The organism is Marinobacter sp. GH_1, assembly GCF_048595985.1.
GTDB lineage: Bacteria > Pseudomonadota > Gammaproteobacteria > Pseudomonadales > Oleiphilaceae > Marinobacter > Marinobacter shengliensis.
The window spans coordinates 4196053-4211727 of record NZ_CP184460.1; the positions used below are offsets into that span (position 1 = coordinate 4196053).

The following is a 15675-nucleotide window of genomic DNA, read 5'->3' on the forward strand; positions in this document are numbered from 1 at the left end:
CGACCTGATCCTTCCACCAAACCACGAAGGCCAGGATAAAGAGGAGAGCACCAACGTGTCAGGCAAAACCGTCAACAGCGCCATTCTGCTGCTGGTCATCGGCAACGCCATGGCCATCCTCTCCGATGTATTTATCAAAATGCTGGAACCCGGCGCCCCCGTCTTCCAGTTCGCCTTCCTGCGCTGCCTCCTGACCCTGGCCTTCCTGATCCCCCTGGCCCGCAAACTCGACCGCCAGAACCTCTTCGGCGGCCTGAAAATCCACGCCATCCGCGCCCACATCCACCTGGTCGGCATCGTGTGCATGGTGATCGCCCTCACCAATTTACCGCTGGCCACCGCCAACGCCCTGTTTTACGCCGCCCCGATACTGGTGATGGTGCTCTCCGCCTTCTTCTTCCGGGAACAACTCACACCCCTGAGCGTCACCGCCGTCTTCAGTGGCTTCGCCGGCATCATCGTCATTCTGCGCCCGGTGGAATTCAACTGGGCAGTGATTGCGGCCCTGGGCTCTGCCTTCGCCCTCGCCATCAACGCCGTGATGGTGCGCCAGCTGCCCAGGGAACAGACCACCGTCCACAAACTGTTCCTGAACTACCTGCTGATCGTGCCGGCCGCAGCGGCCCTGGCGTTCTGGGAAGGCGCCGCGTGGAACCCGCAGATCCTGATCAGCGCCGCCGGCTCAGCCCTGTTCATCCTGGGGTACAACATCACGGTATTGCTGGCCTACCGGCAGGTGGATGCCAACCAAGTCACCAGCGCCGAATACACCGGGCTGATCTGGGCGGTTGCCATTGGCTGGATCTGGTTTGGTGAGGTGCCGGACCTGTGGTTCCTGGCCGGCAGTCTGATGATTGTGGTGCCGCTGGTACTGATTGGCCTGCGGCACCGGCGCCGCTCCCCGGCACGGGGCTTCAACCCCGCGACCCGGGAATCAACTTCGGAAAGGCTGATTGCCGAACCTACCGGCGGGTCTGGTCAATAAGAATCTGGGTATCACGAATGATCCGGGCTGCCCGATACTCTGGCGGCATCCGGTCGTTATAGCCCAGGGATGACCGGTAACCACTGCGATGATTGTGGTACTTCGGTTTGTACCGGTAATGGGAGTGCTTTTTGCCATAGTCCCGGCGGTCATACCGATGCTTGTGGCGATTATCCCGATAACGGTTGTCGCGGTGACGATCATGGTACGACCGGCGGTGCTCGGCCCGCAGCATTTTCTTTTGATGCCCCGGTGGCAGCGCCTTGCCCCGATCCAATTGCTTCTGTATACCCGGCGGATGTCCGTGACCACGGTAGCCGTCTGCCTGGGCAATACCGGCAAAGCCCAGAGCGACAATCAGGGTACTGCTGATCAGAAATCGTTTCATAGTGACTCTCCCGTCCATACCGACTGGAACCATGCTAAACGGAAACATTCCGTGAAGCCTTGCCACCAGATTAATGATAAGAAGGGAGATGTCAGTGCCCAAGGGCCTGTTTTGCACAAGCTTTACATGGGTTGACGTTTAACTGTCCGAAGCCTCGACAGGCCCGGAACGAGTGAGGTGAGATTCAATTGAAAAGGTATGGCGGCAGTCATCCCCCAACGCCCGCAGGGACTCCGCCAGCCTGAGCAGATATTCGGAATTGGGCCCACTGGGGCCAACCGCTGCGGCAATCTGGGCGGCAATGTCGGCTTCCGGGGCCTCGCCCAGAAACGCCTCGTTATCCTCGGTGGCGATATACACCAAGCCCTCGGCATGGCTGCCATCATCAAACGTCATGGTGGTGCTGAAGCGGAGGTAGCCGTTCTTTTCCCGTACATCCAGATACTCGAAAACATTCGGTGAAACCCGGAACGCCATGCCCCGGCAGACCGCTCCGGGTTGCTCGATCAGCGTGACCACCCGGCCAGGAGCCTCGGGCGTACCACGATGGTCATGGGACCCTTGCCAGAACCGGCGTGCCCAACCGCGAATGGATGCCGGCCGCTGTTCCAGGAACGGGAAATCCACCTTGTAAATCAAAGAGCCGTAACCGAACAACCAGACAGAGTCGATGCCGTCAAAGTTGTAGCGGGTACGATTGTGATCAATGGTGTTGGCGGGCATAACAAACCTGCAGAGGATACAAAAGCCTGATTCTGTCAGGCGCCTTGAGTGCTTGCAATAAAGCCGGCGATACCGGTCAGCACGATTTCCGCCGCCATGGCAGAGAGTATCAGGCCACTGATTTTCGACATGATGTTCAGGCCGGTTTTACCCAGCACTTTCTCCAGGTAGCCCGACAACCGCAACAACACCGCCAGAATCAGCAAGCCGGACACCAGGCCCAGCAAGCCGCCAGCCACTTCGTGCACGGCTTTCAGCTCAGCACCGTAGACCATGATGGCACCGATGGTGGCCGGGCCGATCATCACCGGAATGGCCAGGGGCACCACGGCGATGTCGTCGCGGTCTTCTTCCGGTAGGCCGGTGGCATGGTTGCGGGTGCCGCTGGTGACCAGGCTGATGGCGGTGAGGAACAGCAGGCTGCCGGCGCCAATACGGAACGAGTTCAGGGTAATACCGATAGCGCTGAACAACAGCGGCCCGGCAAAGAACAGCACCACGCCCAAAACGAACGCCGAAACACAGGCCCGGCGAATGATCGACGCCTTCTCCGCCGCCGGTAGGCCGCGGGTCAGCGCCAGGAACATGGTGACCACAAAGAACGGTGCCAGCAGGAACAGGAAACGGATGGTACTGCTGAGGTAAGTGGCAAAAAACGTTTCAAACATTAAAGCAAATCCGGCCAGGGGTTAAAGCCGGTAAGCATAGCGCCTGTGGGCAGATTCTGCCGTAAGGAAGAGAACCTATTGGCCGGCGGAGCGGATCAACGCTTCTTGATGGAGGGCTTGCGCGGCTTGCCGGGTTTGCCCTTCGGGCCGGTCGTGCGCCCACCGGCCTTCGGGCCACGGCCAGGTTTACCTGCGGGCGGTTTGCCGGTGCCTTTGCCAGTTCCCTTTCCACCTCGACCGGGGGAAGGTTTACCTGACGGTTTTGCGCCAGCCCTGGCCGGTTTACCACCGGCACCCGGGCGGGCACCTTTGGGACCGGCGGGTTTCTTGCGGGGCTTGCTGGCCGCCGGCTGCGTTGCTTCCGAAGACGAATCCCGGATGGCATCAAACAGTACCGCCAGTTCCTTCTCCGTCAGATCCCGCCAGGCGCCTACCGGCAAACCCTGCAGGCTGACGTTCATAATCCGCACCCGCTCGAGCTTGGTCACCTCATAGCCAAAGTATTCCGCCATCCGGCGGATCTGACGGTTCAGGCCCTGCACCAATATGATCCGGAAGACAAACCGGGAGACTTTCTCCACCTTGCAGCGCTTGGTCATGGTCCCCAGAATCGGCACGCCGTTGCTCATGCCTTCCACAAACTCCCGGGTTACCGGCTTGTCGACGGTCACCAGGTATTCTTTCTCGTGGTTGTTGCCGGCCCGCAGGATCTTGTTCACCAGGTCACCATTGCTGGTGAGGAAGATCAGTCCCTGGGAGTCCTTGTCTAGGCGGCCAATGGGGAAAATGCGCTCGCTGTGGCCGACAAAACGCTGGATGTTGTCTTTCTCCGCGCTGTCGGTGGTGCTGACAATACCCACCGGTTTGTTCAGGGCAATGAAGACCAGATCTTCCTCGTCCCGGGGCTCCACCACCTGGCCGTTCACTTTCACCACATCGCCCGGCAACACCTGATCGCCCACCTGGGCCCGCCGACCGTTGATGTGCACGTTGCCCTGCTCGATGTAACGGTCAGCATCCCGTCGCGAACACATGCCGCTCTCGCTGATGTATTTGTTCAGTCGGGTGGATGTCCTGTTGACCATGAAGCCCTGCCAGATGCGGATGATGAACGGATAGCGTGCAATGCAATCCGCGCATCATCCCATCGGGATTGGACGACGGCAACTATCGTTGGCCGCAACCCAAGGTTCAGCACCATGCCAAGAACAACCACTCCTTGCAATCTACCCAATTAGGGTATAATTTTGCCCAATATGGGTATTAAATTGCATGGGCGCCTCGATGATCTCAACAAACCCCGGCCATTATGAAGACACCAGCATTGCCGACGCACTTTTTTCCAGTACCCGTCAGAAAGTGCTACGTCTGTTTTTTTTGCAACCTGACAGAAGTTTTACGATGGGTGAACTGATTGAGCAAGCCAAAGCCGGCTCAGGAGCAGTCCAAAGAGAAGTCGCCCGACTGACCGAAAGTGGACTTGTGAACGTCCAGTATCGGGGGCGACAAAAGAGCTATCATGCCAACATGGCGTCGCCAATATTTGGCGAGCTGAGCGCATTGATTGTTAAAACCCTGGGGCCAACGGAGATTATCAAGAAAGCCCTTCAACCGGTTGCCCATGAGATTGAACTGGCTTTTATCTATGGGTCCGTAGCCAAACAAACCGACCGAGCTGATAGCGATATTGACGTATTGTTGGTGTCTGACACACTCTCACTCGAAGATATCTTCAGCGCTCTTGAAGGAGCAGAAGGTGAATTGTCCAGACCAATTAACCCGACACTCTATTCAAGGGATGAATTTGAAAAGCGCCGCAAACAGGACAACCCATTCATCAGAAAGGTATTGAACGGGCCAGTTTTATTATTGAAGGGAATCATCGATGAACAAGGAAGCATTGGACAACCTGGTCCAGATCAGAAAACTTCACCACGAAACACCTGATACCGAAGAGATCAGTGGCTTGGTTCAATCCGGCTCCATCCGGCTCAAAGACGCTGCTCTGGAATCACTCAGTCTGGAGAGCCGCTTCGATCTCGCCTATAACGCTGCGCATGCCTTGGCGTTGGCAGCTTTGCGGTATCACGGGTATCGATCAGATAGTCGTTACCTGGTGTTCCAATGCCTGCAGCACACACTCGACCTGCCCTCGGCAAAGTGGAGAGTTCTTGATCAGGCCCACCGCAAACGAAATCTAGCCGAGTACGAGGGTGTCATCGACGTGGATAAGAATCTCGTTCTGGGGCTTCTCAAGGTAGCGGAAGAAATTCACGCCTTGGTTAATTCTCTGGATATTCGTCGCTGACAGAGACTGAACGCTTTAGGACCTGGCCACCGGCGATAGCACCCTCCGGTGGCCAGGAAGTGGTCAACCCGCCAATGCCGGCTCGCCACCCTGCTCCATTACCTCCGCCGCTTCACACACATACTGCTCGGCATCAAAACGCTTAGTCTGCTGCCGGAACTGCCAGGTAAAGCCCGGCCACAGGGTGGTGTTCTTACCATTCTCGTTCACGTACCAGCTCTTGCAGCCGGTCTGCCACACGGAATCACCAAGCTTGGCGTGAATCGAGGCGTTGTACTGGCTGACGGCGTCTTCCCTCACTTCCACCGTCTTCCAGCCCCGGTGCTGCATTTTTTTCAGGGCATCCAGCACGTACTGAACCTGGGATTCGATCATGTACACCATGGAGCTGTGCCCCAGCCCGGTGTTCGGGCCCATCAGCATGAAGAAATTGGGGAAGCCGGCTACCGTGGTGCCCTTGTAGGCTTCCGCCCCTTCGCGCCAGGCATCGAGCAGGTCCTGGCCGCCACGGCCAAAGATCATGCCCCGGGGAATCGGCTCCTGGGCCTTGAAGCCGGTGCCGTAAACGATGCAGTCCACCTGGCGCTCGGTGCCATTGCTATCCACGATGGTGTTGCCTTTCACCTCACGGATGCCATCGGTGAGCACGTCCACATGATCCTGATCCAGCGCCGGATAGTAATTATTGGAGATCAGCACCCGCTTGCAGCCGAAATGGAAATCCGGCGTCACCTTCTTGCGCAGTTCCTTGTCTTTGATCTGACTGCGAATATGGCGCCGGGCCTGCAGCTCACCGATTTTCAGGATGCGCGGGTTACCGACAAAGCCCAGCACCCGGGCTTCCAGCGTCCAGTAGATGCTCTGACGAAACGCATTCAGGGTCTGCGGCACCTTACGGAACATCATCCGCTCCAGCGGGCGGATCTCCCGGTCCGGCTTGGGCATGATCCAGGGTGGGGTACGCTGGTAAAGGTCCAGGTGGGCCGCATCCTTGGCGATCTCCGGCACAAACTGGATGGCCGAGGCTCCGGTGCCGATCACCGCCACTCGCTTGCCGCGAAAATCATAGTCGTGGTCCCAGTTCTGGGAGTGGAAGCTGGTACCGGTGAAGGTGTCCATGCCCTTGATATCCGGGTAGGCAGGTGTACTCAGGCCACCCATGCCGGATACCAGCACTTGGGCGTGCAGCTTGCGGAACCTGGGCAGGGTTTTATCGCTGCGATCCAGGACATCCCCGGGCTTCAGGTTGTTGGTTTGCATGTAGGCCCAGAGCTTGGGGCTGTCGCAGGTTTCGATGGTCCAGGCCCCGGTTTTTTCATTCCAGCGGGCACCCGCCACGTAGGTATTGAGCTGGATGTGTTCGAGCAGGCCGTACTTTTCCGCGCAGTGGCGCAGGTAGGCTTTGATTTCCGGCTGGGGCGCGAACATCCTGGTCCAGTTGGGGTTCTGTTCGAATGAGAAGGAGTACAGCGCAGATTGCACGTCGCAGGCGCAACCGGGGTAGTGGTTTTCGTGCCAGGTGCCGCCGATGTCGTCGCTTTGTTCGAGGATAACGAAGTCGTTGAAGCCGGCTTCTTTGAGTTTGATGGCCATGCCGAGGCCGGAGAAGCCGGTGCCGATGATGGCGATCTGTGCGGTTTGTGTCATTGCTGCACTCCTGTGTGGCCTGTTTGGCCTTGCCTGTTTTTGTCTGGGTGGTCATCATTGACCGGTAGACACATGTATACCGCCATGGGTAGACACTTGTATACTCTGGTTCGGGTGTTTGGCCTTGGGTGACAGATTGTTGGCCTGTGCGGCCTTTAGATTGGGTGCTCGGTTCGCCGCTTGCTTGGGTAGATAGCACCGGCTGGCCTTTGGCTTATGGTGTTTGGTTGATTTGGGGATGGCTTTCCAAAACACGCTCCTTCGGCACATCCATGTGACGCTTGGGCTCCGCCATCCATGGCTCCGCACAGTTTTGGAAAGCCATCCCCAAACCAACCTTTAGACTTTTATGAAGGCCGTCTCCCAAATAGTGAAATTGGGAGGGCCCGCATACTCAAATGTTAGAGAGGCCGGTCTGGTAGACCTTTCGAAAATGCTTGTAGCCATGGATGGCGGAAAGCAAGCGTACATGGACGTACTCGCAGCGGTTTTCGAAAGGTCTACCAGACCGGCCTAACTCCAAAAACACGAGGCTTAGATGAACACACTGGCCGGCGGAAAACTGAAACTGGTACAGGCCGCACTGCGGTTGATTACCGAAACACGGAGCCTGACATCACTCGGGCTGCGGGAGCTGGCCCGTGAGGCTGGGTTGAATCCGAATACCTTTTACCGGCACTTCAAGAGTCTGGACGAGTTCGGGCTGCAGGTACTGGGGTATATCGCCGAGGACATGAAAACCGGAGTGCGGCAACTGCGGCAGATGGCGGACTCATCCGAGCAGGCATCCCACGACACCGTCACCTTTGTGTACCACTACTTCCTCGCCAATCCCGCCGCCACCACGGTAGCCGTCCGCGAACTGCACGGGCCCTCGCCGGTGTTACGCCGGGCGCTGGAGGCGCAGCTGGATGCCAGTGCCCGGGAGATGGCGGAGGACATTCTTGAGCGGGGATTGGTGCCGGGTGTGGAGGCCGCTGTGGTGCATGAGGTTTCCCACATGACCATCCGCTATATCCTGTTCCGGGCCATGGATTACATTGAGAAGCCCGAGCAGCGGGAAAAGATTCAGCAGGAAACCGAACGGTTTATCAACCGGCAGTTCCGGGGGGCGCTGGTTGAGTCCCAATCTGAGGAAGACATTATCAACTTCGCCAAGTCCCGATAATTTAAAAGGTTTGAGACCTGGCCAAACCCGCCTTCGTGCACTAAAGCACATCGTACAATAAGTAACACAGTATCGCTTTCTGTCTGTATGGGGCGTATCTATCTTCCGTCACCATAGCTCGTCACATGGAAGATATTACTTATGATTCGGAAATTCTCAGCGCTTTGCGCCGCCGGTTTACTGCTTTCAGGATGCGGCGGATCCGATTCCGATGAGTCCTCTGCCAACCTGCCCACAATAACCAACGCACCTCAAATGGCCGTCGCCGGCTTACCGTTCCAGTTTCAACCGGCCCTCTCGGGCAACGCCTCCGCTATCCGGTTCTCGGCCAAAGGCCTGCCAGACTGGGCGTCACTGGACAGCACCAGCGGTGTGATCACCGGCACCCCCGAGACCGGCGATGTCACCGCCTACCATCCGTTCCAGCTGGTGATCACAAAGGATGGCCTCAGTCAGCCATTTGATGCAGCTCTGACCGTCGCCCACACTGCCGAATTCCAGCCTCGGCAGGCAGTGGATTTCCGGGCAACGGATTACGATGGCGATCTGCGGCCCCTGCGCAACGATCTGAGCAACGGAAACCTGGCCGGTGAAGTCATGTTCGCGCAGTCCCACACCGTCAAACCCAATGGTAATTATGACCGGGACGCCGGTGACGAAACTCGCAGCCACTACAAGCCTCGGCTGGTGGCCTTGCGCGAGGCCTTGCTGATGTTCACACCGGAGGCGTCAGAAACACCAGTAACGGTGCATGCCCAACTTCACCAAAATGGAGCCCCCATTGGAGAGTTGGCCCTTGTTCATCCAAATGATCTGCCAGCCTCAGACCACGAAGGCAGGCATCGAATCGAGTATTCAACGCGGGCCTGGAGCACCACGCTGCCGTGGAACCTGGTTCGCAACGGCTTGTCGGTAACTTTTATCGTCAACAAGGGTGCACCCGATGAGCGTTCCGGTACCCTTGCTGCTGCGGATATCGATATCGGCGAAGCTAGTCAGATCGTATTTCAGTCGATTCGGCTGGGCATGCTTACCCATGTTGATCACAATAACGGCCATTTCACCCTGCGCGATCCGGTAATGGCGGCCACCGATTATTTCCAGACCATGCCGGTTTCCAAGATGATCATGGCCAGTTACGCCGATATGGAACTGGACCGGGTAATCATCGCCAACGGCAAGATCTACGATTCTGTCAGCGACAGCGAGGGCGGCGTCTACAGCGGTGACATGCGTGAGAACGTGGCGAAATCACAAGTCAGTGTTGGCATCAATCAGGCCAATTACGGCGTAACCAGCAGCAACATGAGCCAGCGCTATGGCCACGTGTTCAAGCAAATTACCAATCACCATGCCTGGGGCAACTATCAGAATGGCCGTCAGGGACATGGCCTCAGCGGTGGTAACGGCATTGGCACCCTCTATGACAGCTGGGGTAATGAGGCAAGCCATGAGTGGGGCCATGCCTACGGCCTGGGCCATTATCCGGGCGCCAACCTGACGGAAGACGGCCGATGGCAGCGTCATCATGCTGATAGCGGCTGGGGCTTTATTGCCCACCGGAACCGGATGCGAGACAACCTGTCCCACAACAGCTGGTCAGAGGATAAGCTGCCTGACGGTTCCCACTTCCTGGGACGGATTCCCTACCGTTACGACTCCATGTCTGGCGGTGGCGGTGGAAATCGTTTCTCCCACTACACCCATTACACCGGCTATACCGCCAGAATCATCCAGAACGATCTGGCGCAGTTCCCGATTCCGGATACCAGCTACGCCACTGGTTATAAAATGTGGAACACGGAAACCGGCCAGTATGAACCCCATATGTTTACAGATGGAATACAGCCCCGGGTGCCCTTGCAGGTGGGTGTGCCAGTAGCCACGTTATTAGGTGGGTATGACCCGGATGGCAGCAATGCGGTGATCTACCCGGTGTTCCACGGAAACTACGGCAACGTGTTCGAGTTACCAAAGCCCGCGCCAACGGGCGACAGCTGCTGGCTTACCGTCCGCAACGGGGCAAACCAGCAGAAACAGATCGCCCTGGCAGCCGGCCGGCATACCAACGCCACCATCAACCAGTTCCATGTGAACCTGGAAGCCGACTTCCGGCCAACGGAAGCCACACTGAACTGCCGCCGCAATGGCTCAGTGGCTGAGCTTGCCCGCACCAGCTTTGATGGCCAGATTCCTGAGCTGCCCCCGGCTGCGATCGTGGGCCAGGAACGCGGTTTCAAACAACTGGCAGCGCGGGAAATCGCCACGCTTAACGAGACGCTTGGAAATCTGGCAGACGACGCCTTCCCGCTTGTCGATGCCAACACTCAGGTGCTGCTTGCCAGCTATGACAGCGCTGAACTCATCAACGCCCTGAGTAATCAAGCCAAACAGGTGTTTCAGGCGCTTCAACAGCGCCAGAAGCACGTATCCTCAGCGCGGGCTCTGATCACCAGGCTGGAACACGGCAATGCCAGCCAGACGGAAATACGAGGCAAATTGACCGATTTCCTGATTCAAAAGGGCTACATAAGGACGGCAGAGGATATGGAGCTTGAAGGAACCGTGCTCCGCAACGGCAACCAGCAGATTGGCCTCATCCCTGATGAAAACGGTTATCTGCCCGTGTTTAACGATGCAGATGAGCACCCGGACGCCGCCCGTTGGCTGATGTCGGCCCGCGGTAGCCTGCACCCGGTTGATAAGCCATGGCTCTGCCTGGCGCCCACCAGTGGGCGGCTCGGCCTTGCCCAGTGCGACCCTTCGCAAGAGAACCAGCAGTGGCGGCACCGGGAAGACACCACCTTGCAGAACCTTGGCTCAGGGCAATGCATCGATTACGCCTGGCACAATCAGACCGTCCTGATGTACGGATGCCATGGCAACGGCAACCAGCACTGGCAGGGTGTTACCGTATCCGGAATCCCGCTGCTCGCGGCGCTACCGGGCCATATTCTCCAGACGCTTTACCAACACTAAGACAGATAAAGGGCCTGATCGCCAGGCCCTCTACTTCGATTACTCCGTGGTATTAAACACGTAAGATGACACAGTACCATCGCTGTTGAACCGCACCACCAGGTCCGTCGTTTCGGCATCACCAAAGGCAGACCAGCGATACTTGCCATAAGTCCAGGTGCGCTTGCCGTCTTCCACCCCGGTGCGCCAGGGCTCGCCGAACATATCCTGAATGTCCGCCCGGGTGGTTTCACCAATGCGGAGCTGGTCCACATTGTGGGTCGCAAAATCGCGGCCTACCGTCGCGCAGCCCACCAGGGTCGCCAACAACAAGGTCATGCCAGCCAGTTTCAGATGTCGAGCCACTGCCATATACAACTCCTTTTTCGATGGTTGAGTCATTACTGAACACAGCATAGCGGTTCTGTAAAACTGTGCGATTAACAACCGGATAACTTTCACCCACAAAAAAGCCGCGGGGCCTGAACAGGCGCCGCGGCAAGCAGGATCGAAGGGATAGATCGATCAGTAAAGCTTGGCCAGGGATTTCTTGGCGAAGGCTTCCACTTCGTTCAGCCGGCCTTCTTTCACTTTCACCAGCCACTCCGGGTCTTGCAGCAGGGCCCGACCGACCGCAATCAAGTCGAACTCGCCGTTGTTCATTCGCTCTACCAGCTCGTCGATGCCGGACTGCTCCACGGCTTCCTGCTTGCTGGCGAAGGTGCCGCTGATGAAGTCTTCGGTCAGGCCCACGCTGCCAACAGACATGGTCGGCTTGCCGGAAAGTTTCTGGGTCCAGCCAGCCAGGTTCAGGTTGGAACCCTCGAATTCCGGCTCCCAGAAGCGGCGTGTGGAGGCGTGGAAAATGTCGACGCCGGCCTCAACCAACGGCTTCAGGAAGCGTTCGAGCTCTTCCGGGCTGTTCACCAGTTTCGCTTCGTACGCCTGCTGCTTCCACTGGGAGAAACGCAGCATGATCGGGTAATCCGGACCTACGCGGTGGCGTACTTCTTCGACGATTTCCACCACAAAGCGCAGACGGTTTTCCAGGCTGCCGCCGTATTCGTCGTCACGCTGGTTGGTGCCTTCCCACAGGAACTGGTCCAGCAGGTAGCCGTGGGCACCGTGGATTTCCACACCATCAAAACCCAATGCTTTGGCGTCTTGGGCGGCGTCGCCGAAGGCTTTGATCACGTCCTGGATGTCTTCTTTGGTCATGGCCTTGCCGTTGGGCTTGCCTGGGGCGAACAGGCCAGACGGGCTGTATCCGGGGACGGACGGATCTGGCTCGGTGCCTTCTTTACGCACGGCACCTACATGCCACAGCTGCGGGAAAATGGCACCGCCAGCTTCGTGAACAGCATCGACCACTTTCTTCCAGCCGGCCAGGGCTTCGTCACCGTAGAAAGCCGGTACATTCGGGTAACCGTTGGCCGCCGCGTGGTTCACAATGGTGCCCTCGGTGATGATCAGGCCAACGCCGGCTTCGGCGCGGCGGCGGTAGTAGTCCACCACGTTCTGGCCAGGTACGCCCTTGGGCGAGAAGTTACGGGTCATCGGAGCCATGGCTACGCGGTTACGCAGCTTGAGGTTGTGAAGTTCAAACGGCTCAAACATAGGACCAAGATTCATACTCATGTGATGTGCAACCTCATTAATTTGGTTTCGTTAAGCAACCCTATTAAATCCGGTTTCAAAATGCAACCCTATTCGGTACACTCCCTCACATGGCCAGAAAACGTTTTGATGACTCCAATTGCTCCGTCGCCCGTGCCCTGAATGAAGTGGGGGACTGGTGGTCCCTGCTGATTGTGCTGCACGCCATGTACGGCACCCGCCGGTTTGTGGATTTTCAACAGCAGTTGGGCATTGCCAAAAACATTCTGTGCGACCGCCTGGCACGCCTGGTTGATAACGAAGTGCTTCGCAAAGTAGACGTTGGCGAGCACGGCTCCCGCTTCGAATACCGCCTGACAGAGAAAGGCCGGGATCTGTTCCCGGTGGTGGTGGCCCTGCGCCAGTGGGGCGACAAATGGAACCCGGCACCTGATGGGCAGCCGCTGGACCTGCGCGATCGTGATACCGGTAAGCCGGTGCAACCGGTTACCGTGCGCAATGCCGAAGGCCAACCACTGTCAATCCGTGATGTGTTCGTTCCAGACAATGCTGAAAGCGACAGCAAAACGGCCTGACCATAAGAGCAAACCGCATTCTCCGGAATCACCCCGATTTTTTTGAGCTGAATCAAGAGCCACACCAAACCAGATCCGCTGCCCGCCATTTCTTGCGCTAAATCAAGTTTCCCCGGCCCCGCTCCATTACATTGAGTCCATCGACTTTTAATGGATAAGGAGATGGCTATGTCTCGTAGTTTCAAATTGGGTGTTCTGGCAGCGGCCGTGATGGCAACTGCACCGGCCGTTCAGGCTTTCGAAGCGGGTGATTTCATTCTGCGTGCGGGTGTTGTGCATGTGGCGCCGGATGATTCCAGCGACTCTATCACTGTGGGTGGTGCGCCGCTGCTTTCCGGTGCGGATTCAAAAGTTACCGTCGATTCCAATACACAGCTGGGCCTGCGTGCCACCTATATGTTCACCAACAGCCTCGGTGTCGGCCTGCTGGGCGCAACCCCGTTCAAGCACAACATCAACGGTGGCGGCGATATTCCGAGTGACATCAAGCTGGGCGAAACCAAGCACCTGCCACCAACCCTGACACTGCAGTACTTCCCGATGGCAAGCTCTTCCGCCTTCCAGCCGTTCGTGGGCGTGGGCGTGAACTACACCACTTTCTTTGAAGAGAAGACCACCGGAACTCTGGATAGCGTGGTTGCTGCAGAATATGGCATCCCTGGAGCCCGCACCTCGCTGGACCTGGACGACAGCGTTGGCGTGGCCGTGGAAGTGGGCATGGACTACATGCTGAGTGAGAACTTTGGTCTGAACGCAGCCATCTGGTGGGCAGACATCAATACCGATGCCCGTGTGAAGGTTTACGATGCGAACGGTGATTTCGCCGCACAAACAGATAAGTTTGAAGTCGAAATCGACCCCATGGTCTACATGGTCGGTTTCACCTACAAGTTCTGATCCCACGTACCCCTGGCAGCCTTCTGGTCTGTGGGCTGCCAGCTGGTGCGTTCTCCTGTGCGGGGCTGTTTTGCAGCCCCGCTTTTTTATGTCTGGAGAACCGGGGTGATCAGGCGCTCTGGCGCTGAGCCGGCCGGCCACTTCTGCCCTGCCCCTGGCCACGGCCCTGGCCTTCGCCCTGACCACCACGGCCACGACCGCCGCTGCGACCAGCCGGTTTCGGGCCAAAGCTCTTGCCAGCGCCACCCTGAGGGCGACGATTGCGGGCCTTGCTCGGGTCCGCCTTCGCTTTAGGCTTCAGCGGCAGGTTGTTCTTCGGCTCAAAGCCTTCGATTTCCTTGCGCGGCAGTTGCTTTTTGATCAGCCGCTCAATGCCCGCCAGCATCTTGCCTTCATCGGCGCTCACCAGAGACAAGGCATGGCCACTTTCGCCGGCGCGGCCAGTACGACCGATGCGGTGTACATAGTCTTCCGGCACGTTGGGCAGTTCAAAGTTCACCACCTGGGGCAGCTGCTTGATATCCAGGCCACGGGCAGCGATATCGGTAGCAACCAGCACACGCACTTCGCCGGCCTTGAAGTCCGCCAGCGCACGGGTGCGGGCGCCCTGTGACTTGTTGCCGTGGATGGCAGCGGCGGTAATGCCGTCTTTTTCCAGCTTCTGGGTCAGGCGGTTGGCGCCGTGCTTGGTACGGGTGAATACCAGCACCTGCTCCCAGCCATTGTCACGCACCAGCTTGCTCAGCAGGGCGGTCTTCTGGCTCTGATCAACCGGGTAAACCGACTGAACAATGCTTTCAGCCGAGGTGTTCCGGGCAGCCACTTCTACCTGCACCGGGTTATCCAGCAAGCCCTCAGCCAGACCACGGATCTCGTTGGAGAAGGTGGCGGAGAACAACAGGTTCTGACGCTTGGCCGGCAACAAGGCGAGGATCTTGCGGATATCGCGAATAAAGCCCATGTCCAGCATGCGGTCGGCTTCGTCCAGTACCAGGATTTCCACTTCGTTGAAGCGCACGGCGTTCTGCTGATAAAGATCCATAAGGCGGCCCGGTGTTGCCACCAGTACATCAACGCCTTTGCGCAGCTTCATCATCTGCGGATTGATTTTCACACCACCAAACACCACGGCGGCCTTGGTTGGAACGTATTTGCTGTACAGGTTCACACTGTCGTGCACCTGTGCTGCCAGCTCCCGGGTGGGCGTCAGAATCAACGCACGGGGGCCTTTGCCATTGCGCGGGTTATCCGCCAGGCGCTGCAAAAGAGGCAGGGTAAAGCCGGCGGTTTTGCCGGTTCCCGTCTGGGCCGCAGCCATCACGTCTCTACCAGACAACACAGCAGGAATCGCCTGAAGCTGAATGGGAGAAGGGGTGTCATAACCCTGATCGGAAGTGGCACGGACCAGCTGCTCGGACAAACCGAGGGAAGAAAAACTCATATAAAATATACTCTTGATTGATTCTGCCTCCACGAACACCGGATGCGGCGAATGCGGGCAGATGCCATGAACATTCATGGAATAAAAGACGACTACGGTCACACGCCGATATCGGGGTGACGTCCTCTGACAGGTCGTATGGAGGTTCGCAAAGCGGCAAAGAGCCAGAAACTGCGGAATCCCTAGAGGCAGGATGCAGGCACGGTAACAGAGGGCTGGTGAAATAGCTATAGGTGGTTTTGATTAGCAGGCTTGTATTTTCTGGCGGAGAAACGGAACTCTCCCAAAGGCCACCGGTCA

General features: G+C 57.7%; 15 protein-coding genes. 7 read left to right on the forward strand and 8 right to left on the reverse strand.

The window, feature by feature from the left end:
- Positions 1-55 precede the first annotated feature (55 nt).
- Positions 56-985 carry a DMT family transporter gene (locus ACNSOI_RS19110; RefSeq protein WP_072678090.1) on the forward strand — a complete coding sequence of 310 codons (930 nt, stop codon included), beginning with the start codon at positions 56-58 and terminating at the stop codon, positions 983-985.
- On the opposite strand, the gene ACNSOI_RS19115 is transcribed toward ACNSOI_RS19110, so the two are convergent.
- From ACNSOI_RS19115 to rluF, 4 genes are all read right to left on the reverse strand, one after another.
- The gene (locus tag ACNSOI_RS19115) at positions 963-1373 is read right to left on the reverse strand and encodes a hypothetical protein (RefSeq protein WP_058090828.1); all 411 of its coding nucleotides are present in this window, start codon (positions 1371-1373) and stop codon (positions 963-965) included. The two genes, ACNSOI_RS19110 and ACNSOI_RS19115, sit on opposite strands and share 23 nt — an antisense overlap.
- A gap of 138 nt (positions 1374-1511) precedes the next feature.
- Complete coding sequence (locus ACNSOI_RS19120; protein WP_058090829.1) at positions 1512-2096, reverse strand: gamma-glutamylcyclotransferase; 585 nt, start codon at positions 2094-2096, stop codon at positions 1512-1514.
- A 35-nt stretch (positions 2097-2131) separates the two neighbouring features.
- A complete protein-coding gene (locus tag ACNSOI_RS19125; protein ID WP_420194794.1) occupies positions 2132-2764 on the reverse strand; it encodes a MarC family protein in 633 nt (210 codons plus the stop codon).
- Between the two features lie 95 nt (positions 2765-2859).
- A complete protein-coding gene (rluF, locus tag ACNSOI_RS19130; RefSeq protein WP_420194795.1) occupies positions 2860-3849 on the reverse strand; it encodes a 23S rRNA pseudouridine(2604) synthase RluF in 990 nt (329 codons plus the stop codon).
- 199 nt (positions 3850-4048) lie between these two features.
- Between rluF and ACNSOI_RS19135 the strand changes: the two genes are divergently transcribed.
- Entirely contained in the window at positions 4049-4711 is a 663-nt protein-coding gene (locus ACNSOI_RS19135; RefSeq protein ID WP_420194796.1) for a nucleotidyltransferase domain-containing protein, read from the forward strand.
- Positions 4650-5072 carry a hypothetical protein gene (locus tag ACNSOI_RS19140; protein ID WP_420194797.1) on the forward strand — a complete coding sequence of 141 codons (423 nt, stop codon included), beginning with the start codon at positions 4650-4652 and terminating at the stop codon, positions 5070-5072. Before ACNSOI_RS19135 ends, ACNSOI_RS19140 begins: the two co-directional genes overlap by 62 nt.
- A gap of 63 nt (positions 5073-5135) precedes the next feature.
- On the opposite strand, the gene ACNSOI_RS19145 is transcribed toward ACNSOI_RS19140, so the two are convergent.
- Positions 5136-6719 (reverse strand): flavin-containing monooxygenase, encoded by a 1584-nt coding sequence (locus tag ACNSOI_RS19145; RefSeq protein WP_420194798.1) that lies wholly within the window; start codon positions 6717-6719, stop codon positions 5136-5138.
- 538 nt (positions 6720-7257) lie between these two features.
- Between ACNSOI_RS19145 and ACNSOI_RS19150 the strand changes: the two genes are divergently transcribed.
- Both ACNSOI_RS19150 and ACNSOI_RS19155 read left to right on the forward strand, forming a co-directional pair.
- Positions 7258-7887: a TetR family transcriptional regulator gene (locus tag ACNSOI_RS19150; protein ID WP_342631435.1), complete on the forward strand. Its 630-nt coding sequence runs from the start codon at positions 7258-7260 to the stop codon at positions 7885-7887.
- A 141-nt stretch (positions 7888-8028) separates the two neighbouring features.
- Complete coding sequence (locus ACNSOI_RS19155; protein WP_420194799.1) at positions 8029-10866, forward strand: M66 family metalloprotease; 2838 nt, start codon at positions 8029-8031, stop codon at positions 10864-10866.
- Between the two features lie 39 nt (positions 10867-10905).
- On the opposite strand, the gene bamE is transcribed toward ACNSOI_RS19155, so the two are convergent.
- Together bamE and ACNSOI_RS19165 are read right to left on the reverse strand one after the other, a co-directional pair.
- Positions 10906-11217 (reverse strand): outer membrane protein assembly factor BamE domain-containing protein, encoded by a 312-nt coding sequence (gene bamE, locus ACNSOI_RS19160; RefSeq protein WP_420194800.1) that lies wholly within the window; start codon positions 11215-11217, stop codon positions 10906-10908.
- Positions 11218-11370: 153 nt separating this feature from the next.
- Positions 11371-12483, reverse strand: coding sequence for an NADH:flavin oxidoreductase (locus tag ACNSOI_RS19165; protein ID WP_072675936.1), 1113 nt, complete (start codon positions 12481-12483; stop codon positions 11371-11373).
- 89 nt (positions 12484-12572) lie between these two features.
- Here ACNSOI_RS19165 and ACNSOI_RS19170 point away from each other — a divergent pair, with 89 nt between their 5' ends.
- Positions 12573-13037 (forward strand): winged helix-turn-helix transcriptional regulator, encoded by a 465-nt coding sequence (locus ACNSOI_RS19170; protein WP_152439460.1) that lies wholly within the window; start codon positions 12573-12575, stop codon positions 13035-13037.
- 168 nt (positions 13038-13205) lie between these two features.
- On the forward strand, positions 13206-13934 hold the full coding sequence (locus ACNSOI_RS19175) for an OmpW/AlkL family protein (protein ID WP_152439461.1): 729 nt from the start codon (positions 13206-13208) through the stop codon (positions 13932-13934).
- A 109-nt stretch (positions 13935-14043) separates the two neighbouring features.
- Here ACNSOI_RS19175 and ACNSOI_RS19180 read toward each other — a convergent pair whose 3' ends face one another.
- Positions 14044-15375 (reverse strand): DEAD/DEAH box helicase, encoded by a 1332-nt coding sequence (locus ACNSOI_RS19180; RefSeq protein WP_342631437.1) that lies wholly within the window; start codon positions 15373-15375, stop codon positions 14044-14046.
- Positions 15376-15675: the final 300 nt, after the last annotated feature.

What these genes read in the sequence shown, in the direction of transcription:
- ACNSOI_RS19115 (WP_058090828.1), bottom strand. Translation starts at nt 1,373, where the DNA reads ATGAAACGATTTCTGATCAGCAGTACCCTGATTGTCGCTCTGGGCTTT.
- ACNSOI_RS19120 (WP_058090829.1), bottom strand. Translation starts at nt 2,096, where the DNA reads ATGCCCGCCAACACCATTGATCACAATCGTACCCGCTACAACTTTGAC.
- ACNSOI_RS19125 (WP_420194794.1), bottom strand. Translation starts at nt 2,764, where the DNA reads ATGTTTGAAACGTTTTTTGCCACTTACCTCAGCAGTACCATCCGTTTC.
- rluF (WP_420194795.1), bottom strand. Translation starts at nt 3,849, where the DNA reads ATGGTCAACAGGACATCCACCCGACTGAACAAATACATCAGCGAGAGC.
- ACNSOI_RS19135 (WP_420194796.1), top strand. Translation starts at nt 4,049, where the DNA reads ATGATCTCAACAAACCCCGGCCATTATGAAGACACCAGCATTGCCGAC.
- ACNSOI_RS19140 (WP_420194797.1), top strand. Translation starts at nt 4,650, where the DNA reads ATGAACAAGGAAGCATTGGACAACCTGGTCCAGATCAGAAAACTTCAC.
- ACNSOI_RS19145 (WP_420194798.1), bottom strand. Translation starts at nt 6,719, where the DNA reads ATGACACAAACCGCACAGATCGCCATCATCGGCACCGGCTTCTCCGGC.
- ACNSOI_RS19150 (WP_342631435.1), top strand. Translation starts at nt 7,258, where the DNA reads ATGAACACACTGGCCGGCGGAAAACTGAAACTGGTACAGGCCGCACTG.
- ACNSOI_RS19155 (WP_420194799.1), top strand. Translation starts at nt 8,029, where the DNA reads ATGATTCGGAAATTCTCAGCGCTTTGCGCCGCCGGTTTACTGCTTTCA.
- bamE (WP_420194800.1), bottom strand. Translation starts at nt 11,217, where the DNA reads ATGGCAGTGGCTCGACATCTGAAACTGGCTGGCATGACCTTGTTGTTG.
- ACNSOI_RS19165 (WP_072675936.1), bottom strand. Translation starts at nt 12,483, where the DNA reads ATGAGTATGAATCTTGGTCCTATGTTTGAGCCGTTTGAACTTCACAAC.
- ACNSOI_RS19170 (WP_152439460.1), top strand. Translation starts at nt 12,573, where the DNA reads ATGGCCAGAAAACGTTTTGATGACTCCAATTGCTCCGTCGCCCGTGCC.
- ACNSOI_RS19175 (WP_152439461.1), top strand. Translation starts at nt 13,206, where the DNA reads ATGTCTCGTAGTTTCAAATTGGGTGTTCTGGCAGCGGCCGTGATGGCA.
- ACNSOI_RS19180 (WP_342631437.1), bottom strand. Translation starts at nt 15,375, where the DNA reads ATGAGTTTTTCTTCCCTCGGTTTGTCCGAGCAGCTGGTCCGTGCCACT.